Origin of the sequence: Mycobacterium sp. TY815, assembly GCF_030755135.1 — a bacterium.
Classification (GTDB): Bacteria; Actinomycetota; Actinomycetes; order Mycobacteriales; family Mycobacteriaceae; genus Mycobacterium.
The window spans coordinates 1-9,987 of sequence record NZ_JAUFRX010000013.1; the positions used below are offsets into that span (position 1 = coordinate 1).

The window sequence follows — 9,987 nt, forward strand, 5'->3', positions numbered from 1 at the left end:
TTATCTCTAGGAGAGGTAGATGAAAGTGGGTGTGACCAGCGGTGATACCGCCACGGTCATATCCATGACGGGGCCATAGTTCAACGGTAGAACGGGGCCTTTGCAAGGCTCAAATCGGGGTTCGATTCCCCGTGGCTCCACCTTTGGTCGGTACGGCCGGCGGTGACACTACGCCCGTCTGATCCGCCCGATGCCGGGCAGGAACCGGTCGACAGCCTCACAGTAGTCGCGGTAGGCCTGGCCGTGGGTGGCGGTGAGGTAGGGCTCTTCGATCAGGCGGACCTGCAGTTGACTACCGATGATGATCATCACGACGCCGGCGAGTGCAATACCGTTGGGAACCGCAAAGGTTAGTCCGATAACCATGACGTTGATCGACGTGTAGATGGGGTTGCGCACGATCGCGAAAATGCCGGTGGTGACCAGTGGCGGGCGTTCGGTGGGGTCGACAGTGGTGCGCCACGAAGATCCCATTGCGCGTTGGGCGCCGAACGCGGCGAACACGCCCAGTGCGGCGAGCATGATGCCGGCGACGCGGCTGGGCCCGTGGTCCAACAGTGGCACTGGCTGCAGGCCCAGCAGTTCGGCGATGGGGGCGGCGATGCCGGGCAGCAGCATGCCGGAGGCCAGGGTTCCTCGGGCCCACCACTGTTTGGGTGTGCGAGGGATGCGGATGCCGCTGTCGCCGGTGCGATGGCGTTGAATACGGGCTCGCACGTAGCCGTCGAGCAGCCAGAAAGCCGCGACGAGGAGCAAGGCGATGATGGCGTACATCGCGGACATCGTGGTCGGCTTTCGTGGTCGCGGGGGTGGCAGGTCAGATCTTTCGGGCGGCCCCGATGAAGAGGAGCCCGCGAAGGTGGTGTTCGATGCGGGCGGTGCCGTGCAGGCCGTGGCGGGCCAGTTCAGCGGCGAATTCGTCTGACTCGAAGCGGTTTTCGCGTGGGTGCACGGTGAATGTGCGGAACGCCCAGGTGTCGAGCATGCGGCGTGGAACTTCCTCGAACAACAGCAGCCCACCGGGGCGCAACACTCGGGCGATCTCGGCGACGGCCAGCTGCCAGTGCGGGACGTGGTGGATGATGCCGAAGTCAACGACGGTGTCGTGGCTGGCGGTCGGCTGATGGATGTCGCAGACATCGCCGACTGACAGGGATACGGGCCTGTGATGGAGGCGTTTGCGGGCGAGCTCGACCATGGTGTCGTCGAGGTCGAATGCGGTGACGTGGCGGGCCTGGAGCCGGTCGAGGATGACTTCGGAGCCGACACCTCGTCCGCAGCCGGTCTCGAGTACGTCCTGGCCGGTGAGGTCGCCACCGGCGAGGCGGCGAAACCATGCGGCTTCCCGATGGTGTTGATGGGCAGCCCGAATCGGGTTGTTCATCGCTGCCCGTTCGATGGTGTTGAGCTTCACCGCGCCACCTCAGCCTTCATCAATCGCAAGCGCTGTCATCGACTAATTCCGATCAATCTATGTTGTAGGCTATCATCGCGATATGTCGATGAAAAGTATGGGTGCTGCGCCGCCGAGTGCATCGCGCGACGAGTTGGCGGGGGCGGTGGCGTTGTTTCACAGTCTGTCCGATCCCACCCGGTTGGCGATCGCCCGCCGCCTAGCTGGTGGTGAGGCTCGGGTGGTGGATCTGACCGGTGAGTTGGGATTGGCGCAATCGACGGTGTCGTCGCATCTGGCGTGCCTGCGCGACTGTGGGCTGGTGGATTTCCGGCCCCAGGGCCGCGCCTCGGTGTATCGGCTGGCCCGGCCGGAACTGCTGGACATGTTTCGCGAGGCCGAGGCGGTGTTGGAGGCGACCGGCAACGCCGTCGCCTTGTGCCCCAACTACGGCCACCCGACTGAACGGAAGGTAGCGCGATGAGCGAGGCGTGCGGCTGCGGCAGCGACGACCGCAACGAAGGCGAGCAGGAACCCGAACGGCTCTGGGAGATCACCGAACTACGCGCGGCCGCAGCCGCGGGGGTGGTGCTGCTGGCCGGCTATGCGGTCGGCTGGTCCGGCGGCCCCCATGTGGTCGAAATCGGCCTGTATGCGCTGGCGTTGGCGATCGGGGCCTACACGTTCGTACCCTCGACGCTGCGCCGGTTAGCGCAAGGCAAGATCGGGGTCGGCACGCTGATGACGATCGCTGCCATCGGCGCGGTGATCCTCGGCGAGGTCGGCGAAGCCGCCATGCTGGCGTTCCTGTTCTCCATCAGCGAGGGCCTCGAAGAATACTCACTGGCCCGGACCCGCCGGGGACTGCGCGCGTTGTTGGCGCTGGTGCCCGACGAGGCCACCGTCCTGCGCGACGGCGCCGAAATCACCATCCCGCCAGCGGAGTTGCGGGTCGGTGACCGGATGCTGGTCAAGCCCGGCGAACGGGTCGCGACCGACGGCACCATCACCTCGGGGCGCACCGCACTGGATGTCTCGGCCATCACCGGCGAATCCGTTCCGGTGGAGGCCGGACCCGGCAGTGATGTGTTCGCCGGATCGATCAACGGCACCGGGGTGCTCGAAGTCGAGGTCACCTCCAGCGCTGCTGATAACTCGTTGGCCCGCATCGTGGCGATCGTGGAGGCTGAGCAGTCCCGCAAGGGCGCCAGCCAGCGCCTGGCCGACCGCATCGCCAAACCGCTTGTTCCGGCGATCATGGTCGCGGCCGCGCTGATCGCCGCCATCGGTTCCGTGTTGGGTGATCCGCTGGTGTGGATTGAACGTGCCCTGGTCGTGCTGGTGGCCGCCTCCCCGTGCGCGCTGGCCATCTCGGTGCCGGTCACCGTCGTCGCCGCGATCGGCGCCGCCTCCAAGCTCGGCGTCCTCGTCAAAGGCGGCGCCGCGCTGGAAGCCCTCGGCGCGGTGCGCACCGTCGCGCTAGACAAGACCGGCACCCTGACCGCCAACCAGCCCACCGTCATCGACGTCGCCACCACCAACGGCAACAGCCGCGACCACGTGTTAGATGTGGCGGCGGCGTTGGAGGCCCGCAGCGAACACCCGCTGGCTGCAGCGATTCTCGCCGCCACCGAGGGGCCGGTCCAACCAGCTGAGGATGTGGAGGCGGTGACCGGGGCCGGACTGCTCGGCCACCGTGACGGCCACCGGCTACGGCTCGGGCGCCCCGGCTGGCTCGACCCCGGACCCTTGTCCGAACACGTCGCGGCCATGCAGGCCGCCGGCGCCACCGCCGTGCTGGTCGAAGACAACGGTCAGGTCATTGGGGCGGTCGCGGTGCGCGACGAACTGCGGCCCGAAGCCGCCCAGGTCGTCGAACACCTGCGCCGCGGCGGCTATCAGGTCGCCATGCTCACCGGCGACAACCAAGCGACCGCCCAAGCCCTGGCCCGCCAGGTGGGGATCGATACGGTGCATGCCGATCTGCGGCCCGAAGACAAGGCGGCGCTGATCGGTCAACTGCGCCAACGCTCCTCGACGGCCATGGTCGGTGATGGCGTCAATGACGCCCCCGCTCTGGCCACCGCCGATTTGGGGATCGCGATGGGTGCGATGGGCACCGACGTGGCCATCGAAACCGCCGACGTCGCCCTCATGGGTGAAGACCTGCGCCACCTCACCCAGGCCCTGGCCCACGCGCGGCGAGCCCGGCGCATCATGCTCCAAAACGTCGGCCTCTCACTGGGATTGATCGCAGTGCTCATCCCGCTCGCCCTCACCGGTGTGCTCGGCCTGGCCGCGGTCGTCGCGGTGCACGAACTCGCCGAAATCGTCGTCATCGCCAACGGTGTCCGGGCCGGGCGCACCAAACCACTGGCACAGCCAGGCCGGGACCATGATCCGGTGGCCGAAGTAGCCGCCTCCGCGATATCGCGTTGACCACCGGCATCATCCATCGCGTAACCAGCCAGGCGAGGAGGTCAGCAAGGTGTGGTGTTTGCCGATGACTTATCACGCCTTTGCGTCACGGCCGGCAGCGGTCAGGCCGAGACTGTGCGCTCGCCGCCAGGCGGCCGCCAGGTTTGCGCTTCGGCTCTTGCCTGATACCTGGCAGAGGTACGTGCTGCATTCTTTGTTGTTGGTCTGCCACCGCAGTTCGGCGTAGATACGCAGGTATCTGCGCCGCAGGACGACCCGTCCGAGCGCACCACCACTGTCGTTCACCACACGGCATCGGCGGCCGCCTGCGGCGTGGTCCTGCTCAAGGGCTTGCCCCTGCTTGGTCCAGTGGACCGGCGCTTTCCACTGCTCGTCGCGGACCGGGGTGCGATTCCAGCCCACGATCGCGCCCGGTGTTTAGACCATCGTGAGGTGCCGGGCGCCGGGCCTGTCGCTTACGCCGAAGAGCGCGCCGCGTTGCGCGCCGGTGAGCAGCGTAATGTCGTCGAGTTCACTGGCGGTGTAGCCGCCGGCCGCGAGTTGGCCGAGTACGTCGCCGACGAGACGGGGCATCTCCTCGGCCACGCCGGGGCGGGGGCCATACATGCGGCCGGTCTCGTTGAGCAGCCGGAACATCGAGCGGTACTGGTAGTCGGAGAGCACACCTCGCTCGCGGGCCCGCACGACCAGCGACGACGCGCTCACACCCCAGGTGAGGCGCAGCTCATCGAGTTCATGCACGGCCCGCACTGACACGCGGTCCAAGTCAAAGCCGATGTCGGCGATGGGGGCGAGGAACTCGGCGGCGAAACTGTTGGCCCGCCGCTCGGCCTCGGCGGGGCTGACCAGCGTCATCGCATCCATGACCAGGTGGCCGAGTTCGTGGGCCAGCGTCATCCGCATGCGGTCGGGCGGCCGGGCCGCGTTGACGTACACCAGGTGCGGGTGATACTCGCTTGCTCGCAGGGTCACCGCGTCGATCTCGTCGTCGAGGAAACCATCGACCACAACGAACACCCCTGCGGCTTCGAGCAATTCGGTCATCGAGCGGATCGGGCCGGCGACGCGCCACAGGCGGCGCAGAACCTGGGCGACGGTGATCTCTCCGAGCTCGGAGGCGTAGTCGGCCGGGTCGAGATCGGGAAGCGCAAGCTTGGGGTTGATGTCGGCGCGGGACACCAGGCGGCCGATCCGCATCGCGACAAGATTCGCGCGCGCCCACACGCGGTCACGCTTCCACTCGGCCGCACTCAGGTTGGCCCGGAAGTGGCTGCCCTGGGCCGGGGACCGGGTGAAGGGCACGCACAGCGCTTCCGGGCGGCATTCCATGGCCTGCGCGTAGTCGAGCAAGGCCTTCCCTGCCAGGGGCAGCAGCCCCGCCTCGACCCTGCTGACGTGCGAGGCCGACACCCCGGCCTCGTCGGCCAGGCGCTTTTTCGACCACCCACGCGACAACCGGGTCAACTGCACCATCACGCTGTTCGCCGCGTCGTCGTACGGGTCCGGTGCCGTCACAGATCGCCTCCCCAACCGTCTCGGTGCTGTCTTTCGACACTAGCCCGCCGCCGCCGCGAATTCGCGCAGAAACACCGTTTGATCTGCGTTTTCCCAGTTCACGCCCACTAACGGACGTGGGGCGTGTGTGGCTGGTGTGACGATAGCGCAACTCCAGCCCGTGACGCCTGCAGACCGGCTGCTCCGTATGCGATCGGCGTGTCTTCCGGCCTCAAACTTTACCCCGGTCCGCACGATTCTATGCAAGGTTTTCGGCTGAAAGGCGGGGTCGTGACAGCTCCGATGGATCAACCCAACACACCCGACCGTCCGGTCTCCCGCAAGGAGGCCCGACGGCTGCTCAACCAGGTGGCGGTCGGGGTGGGGGCGATGCTGCTGGCCGCCGTCGATGACTGGAACGCCTTGTCGGCCCGGCACTCCGCACATCTGCGAACCGTGATGCAAGGGCTCGGGCGCGGCACATATGTTGCGGCCGCCGTCGCGGCGGGCACCGATGTGTGGCTGAGCACCCGCGGCATGCATCCACCCGGACACACGGTCGTCAAGCCCTACCGCTGGCCCGAGATCAACAGCCGCGGCAAGACGCACATGATGATCCACCACAACGAGATGGAACCGACCACCCCGCGGCGGACCGCGTTCTTCACCCAGGATTCGGCGACCCTGGGCCTGATCGGCGATCCCACCCATTGCGAGCTGACCTGGGACTACGACATCGTCACCGACACCCATATCCGCCGGATCTGGGTCAGCGCGCCGGGCGTCGACTGGGACCGCTTCGAGGTTCCGATGGCCAAGGTGCAGGCCCAATACGCGACGTGGCGCAAGCGCGACATGAAGTGGCTGCCCGGGGCACTTCCTGCCGACACCGCCGCAGCCGCGCCGATGCCGGCCCGCCAACCGCAGGAAGACCTGCGGCCCGACATCCAGGTGCGGCCCCGGCGCCCCGAGGAAACCCGGGATGCCGAGTGAAGGCGGCACCGGTGACCATCCACGGACGGGCGTCGTGGACGGTCGTAGACGCTTCAGGCCTACCGGTCGGGGAGGTCGAGCAGTTCCTGCACTGGCTGCGTGCGATCGGCCGGTCGCAGAACACCGTCCGCTCGTATGCGCGCCACCTGAGCTTGTTCTACCGGTGGCTGGGCGCACGCGGAATCGACTGGGACGCCGTAGTATTCGACGCACTGTGTGATTTCGTGGGGGCGCTGTCGGCCGGTTTGCCCCCGCTGCCGACCCGGTCCGGTAGCCGGGCGCCGGGAACGGTCAAAGCGGTGAGCGCGGCCGTGCGCGAGTTCTACGAGTTCCACCGCGTCGAAGGCCGCGGACCGCAGGATCTGGTGTTGACCCGCAACCCGTCGCGGCTCCCGCGCCGGGCACACAGCTTCCTGGCCCACATCGAGCAACGCCACCCCAGCGCGGTCTCCCGGTTGACCCGGCCGGGCAAGCAGCCGGCAGAGACCGTGCAGCTGATCGACTTCGAGGCCGACTTCGCGACGTTGCTGGCGGCGGCGTCGACCCACCGCGACCGGCTGCTGCTCTCCGCGCTCTATGACCTGGGCCTGCGGGTCGGGCAGGCGTTAGGCCTACGGCACGCCAACCTGGACCCGATGCGCAAGCGAGTGCAGGTGTGCCGCCGGGAGGACAACGCCAACGGGGCGCTGTCAAAGCAGCGAGCGCAATTCGCGGTGGCCGCGCCCCGCCGGTTCTTCGACCTGTACGCCGCTTACCTCCTCAGTGAGATCTCCAACCTGGACAGCGATTACGTGTTCGTCAACCTGTCCCGGCCCCCGGTCGGCGGGCCGCTGTCGTACTCGAACGCCTACCAGATCATCGAGCACATCGGCTCCGTAGCGGGCCTTGACGGGCTGCACCCACACATGCTGCGCCATACCCACGCAACTGCGCTGGCCAAGGCCGGATGGACGTCGGCTGAGATCGCTGCCCGGCTTGGCCAGTCGCACGCCGCCAGCGCCGACGTCTACATCCACCTCGCCAGCGACGATCTGGCAGACCGATTGCGCCGCACCGAGCAGCTGGTGTGGGCGCCACCGCAGCGCGAGGCAGGCCATGAGAAACATTGATTCCCACCCTGACTCCACGCGCAGAGGCCGCCGTTCGCCGCTACGGGTACCCGACGGGCCGTGGTGTCAGCCGACGTGGCAGGTGGTCGAACCGGCCGGAGACCGCCGCCGCCAGGCGGCGGACCCCTGCGCCGTCGACGCATGCAACAGCGAGCGGTACTGGCTGGGCGGCCCCCACTCCGCAGGCGCCGAGCGGCGCGGATTGTGCTACGCGCACTACTTCCAATGGTTCCGCGCCGGCCAGCCCGCCGACTTCACCGCATGGGCAACCTTCGAAGCCCAACCCGTCGGCGCCCCGCGCGGCCACCTCTCGGCCCAGATCGTCGACTTCCGGCGGCTACCGCAGATCGCGGCCGATGAGATCCGGTTCGTCGTCGCCACCAAGGTGCGCCGCGGCGACTGGACCCCCAACACCAGCCTCCGCCGCTTCTTGATGGTGCTCATCGACACCGCCGACGGCCGGATCACCGACTCCCTCACCGAGCGACCCGCCGGCGAGTGGCTTCTGCTGTGCCGGCAGCATTGGCCGCACGCGAGCTCGTTCGACTCCCTGTGCGCACCCTACATTCGGCGCTTCTTCCGACTCCTCGACGGCGCCACCAACCCGGACCCGTGGGCCGACGACCACTGGCACTGGCGAGACGGATTCGAATTCGTTCTCGACGCCACCCAATCCGGATCGACACACACCGCCGTGGACTGGTCGACGGTGACCGTGCCGTGGCTGCGTGACGCGGTCAAAGAACTCGCACGCCGGCAGCTCACCACCGCCACCCTGGCCTGGGGCACGCTGACCCAGTGGGTGCGCGCCACCCGCCAGCTCGCCCGGTTCCTCACCCGCGACGACGAATCACCGGAACCGTCCGCGGTGACCAGGCCGGTCTTCCTTGACTACCTGGCGTGGACCCGGCGACCGGACACCCAAGCGGACGCGCGGTTGGCCAATACCGCCGCCTACCTGCTGGAGTCGCTGCACGACACCCAGATCGTGCCCGCTCTCGGGTCGGCGGTGTTCCTCCGACGAGGCGAGAACGTGCACCGCAAGACCCGCAGCCCCCGCCCGTTCCCGCCGGACGTAATCGAACGCGTCGACACGCTGATCGTCGACAACCCCGCAACCGACCCCACCCTGCGGTCGATGATCGCCACCACCCGGTGGGCAGGCTGCCGCATCTCCGAACTGGTCGCCCTGCCCATCGACTGCCTGCACCGCTCCGACGCGGGCTACTGGATCGAATATTGGATGCCCAAAACCCGGGCCTGGCGCCGATTCCCCATCCCGGACAGCCTCGCAACCATCGTCCTCGACCAGCAGACCCGCGTGCGCGACACCTACGGCCCCGACGCCGAGCACCTATTCCCCGGCGCCCGGTCCAACGCCGCCGCCGGCCGCACCCAACCCTGGTCGACCAGCGGCCTGCGGCACCGCCTCGCCGCACTGTTCACCGAACACGGCATCACCACCTCGACCATCACCGGCGAGCCGATCTCCGGCGGCGATGTGCACCGCTTCCGGCACACCATCGGAACCACACTGCTCAACAACGGCTGGACCCAACAAGAAGTGCGCGACTTCCTCGGCCACCACAGCGACACCATGACCTCGGCATACGCCCGCATCACCGACGACACCCTGGCCCGCAAAGCACGTGAATTCTGGAACAGCGCCGCAACAGACACGACCAACACCGACGCCGACGTGGAGCGGCTCCGGGCCCGGTTCACCACCGCGCTGCCCAACGGATTCTGCACTCTCCCAACGGCGCAACGCTGCGAATTCCGGCCCAACCCCTGCCTCGACTGCTCCTTCCACGACCCCGGCGGCCGGGTCTTCCTCGGCGCCCATATCGCGCACCGCGACCAACTGCAACGCCTCACCGCCGACGCTCACGAGCGCGGCGACGCAGCCGCCGTCGAATTGAACACGGCGATGCTCGACAAGGTCTCCAAACTGATCAGCGAAATCGACCCGAACACCACGCAGGAACCTCAGTGAGCGCCGACGACCGCGAACGCCGCACCGCACGCCTGACCGCAGCAGCCGCCGCCCGCACCACCGACGCCACCGCCCGCGCCCGCCGCGCGATCACCCGACTGCGAAACACCGGTCAGCCCGTCACCTTCGTCGACGTCGCCCGCGACGCCGGTGTATCGACCAGCTTCCTCTACCAGCACAGCCAACTACGCGACGACATCACCAACCTCCGCACCACCACGACCACCACGGCGACGGCCGCAACAGGGCGCGCGGCAAGCCTGGAATCGCTACGCACCAAACTCGCCACCGCGATCGCCCGCAACCGTGAACTCACCGAACAACTCGCGCAGCTTCGCACCGAGAACGAAGCACTTCGCAGCCGACTCCTCGAATCCCGCATCCCTGCGGCGACACCGCATCCGTCATAGCCGGACCGGACCCAACCAGAACCAACGGGGCCACAGCGCAGCCCACCACCGTCGACGACTTCCTACAGATAACCCGGCCACGACGACGGACCTACGCCAAGCCGCGGCCCCGTCGTAGACGTCGACTCCACACGCCGCTCACCTAGAGATATC

10 protein-coding genes and 1 tRNA gene are annotated in these 9,987 nt (G+C 67.9%); 7 read left to right on the forward strand and 4 right to left on the reverse strand.

Annotated elements, in window-relative coordinates; all coding sequences use genetic code 11:
- Positions 1–69 precede the first annotated feature (69 nt).
- Positions 70–140 (forward strand) — tRNA-Ala (locus QXK92_RS33825).
- A 28-nt stretch (positions 141–168) separates the two neighbouring features.
- On the opposite strand, the gene QXK92_RS33830 is transcribed toward QXK92_RS33825, so the two are convergent.
- Together QXK92_RS33830 and QXK92_RS33835 are read right to left on the reverse strand one after the other, a co-directional pair.
- Complete coding sequence (locus QXK92_RS33830) at positions 169–783, reverse strand: isoprenylcysteine carboxylmethyltransferase family protein (RefSeq protein ID WP_016895219.1); 615 nt, start codon at positions 781–783, stop codon at positions 169–171.
- 34 nt (positions 784–817) lie between these two features.
- Positions 818–1,414: a bifunctional 2-polyprenyl-6-hydroxyphenol methylase/3-demethylubiquinol 3-O-methyltransferase UbiG gene (locus QXK92_RS33835; RefSeq protein WP_016895220.1), complete on the reverse strand. Its 597-nt coding sequence runs from the start codon at positions 1,412–1,414 to the stop codon at positions 818–820.
- Positions 1,415–1,496: 82 nt separating this feature from the next.
- Between QXK92_RS33835 and QXK92_RS33840 the strand changes: the two genes are divergently transcribed.
- Positions 1,497–1,877: a metalloregulator ArsR/SmtB family transcription factor gene (locus QXK92_RS33840; RefSeq protein ID WP_082658790.1), complete on the forward strand. Its 381-nt coding sequence runs from the start codon at positions 1,497–1,499 to the stop codon at positions 1,875–1,877.
- Positions 1,874–3,832 carry a cation-translocating P-type ATPase gene (locus QXK92_RS33845; RefSeq protein WP_016895223.1) on the forward strand — a complete coding sequence of 653 codons (1,959 nt, stop codon included), beginning with the start codon at positions 1,874–1,876 and terminating at the stop codon, positions 3,830–3,832. Before QXK92_RS33840 ends, QXK92_RS33845 begins: the two co-directional genes overlap by 4 nt.
- A 72-nt stretch (positions 3,833–3,904) precedes the next feature.
- On the opposite strand, the gene QXK92_RS33850 is transcribed toward QXK92_RS33845, so the two are convergent.
- On the reverse strand, positions 3,905–4,234 hold the full coding sequence (locus QXK92_RS33850) for a hypothetical protein (RefSeq protein ID WP_016895224.1): 330 nt from the start codon (positions 4,232–4,234) through the stop codon (positions 3,905–3,907).
- Between the two features lie 15 nt (positions 4,235–4,249).
- Positions 4,250–5,347, reverse strand: coding sequence for an XRE family transcriptional regulator (locus QXK92_RS33855; RefSeq protein ID WP_016895225.1), 1,098 nt, complete (start codon positions 5,345–5,347; stop codon positions 4,250–4,252).
- 270 nt (positions 5,348–5,617) lie between these two features.
- On the opposite strand from QXK92_RS33855, the gene QXK92_RS33860 reads away from it, so the two are divergent.
- The 4 genes from QXK92_RS33860 to QXK92_RS33875 all read left to right on the forward strand — a co-directional run bounded on the left by QXK92_RS33860 (position 5,618) and on the right by QXK92_RS33875 (position 9,834).
- On the forward strand, positions 5,618–6,319 hold the full coding sequence (locus QXK92_RS33860; RefSeq protein WP_231752585.1) for a hypothetical protein: 702 nt from the start codon (positions 5,618–5,620) through the stop codon (positions 6,317–6,319).
- Positions 6,320–6,330: 11 nt separating this feature from the next.
- Positions 6,331–7,428: a tyrosine-type recombinase/integrase gene (locus QXK92_RS33865; RefSeq protein WP_306248396.1), complete on the forward strand. Its 1,098-nt coding sequence runs from the start codon at positions 6,331–6,333 to the stop codon at positions 7,426–7,428.
- Between the two features lie 82 nt (positions 7,429–7,510).
- Positions 7,511–9,424 carry a tyrosine-type recombinase/integrase gene (locus QXK92_RS33870; RefSeq protein ID WP_016895228.1) on the forward strand — a complete coding sequence of 638 codons (1,914 nt, stop codon included), beginning with the start codon at positions 7,511–7,513 and terminating at the stop codon, positions 9,422–9,424.
- Positions 9,421–9,834, forward strand: coding sequence for a DUF6262 family protein (locus tag QXK92_RS33875; RefSeq protein ID WP_016895229.1), 414 nt, complete (start codon positions 9,421–9,423; stop codon positions 9,832–9,834). The genes QXK92_RS33870 and QXK92_RS33875 overlap by 4 nt, the downstream gene beginning before the upstream one ends.
- Positions 9,835–9,987: the final 153 nt, after the last annotated feature.

Excerpts from the sequence above, each read along its gene's own strand:
- QXK92_RS33830 (WP_016895219.1), bottom strand. The coding sequence starts at position 783 with ATGTCCGCGATGTACGCCATCATCGCCTTGCTCCTCGTCGCGGCTTTC.
- QXK92_RS33840 (WP_082658790.1), top strand. The coding sequence starts at position 1,497 with ATGTCGATGAAAAGTATGGGTGCTGCGCCGCCGAGTGCATCGCGCGAC.
- QXK92_RS33845 (WP_016895223.1), top strand. The coding sequence starts at position 1,874 with ATGAGCGAGGCGTGCGGCTGCGGCAGCGACGACCGCAACGAAGGCGAG.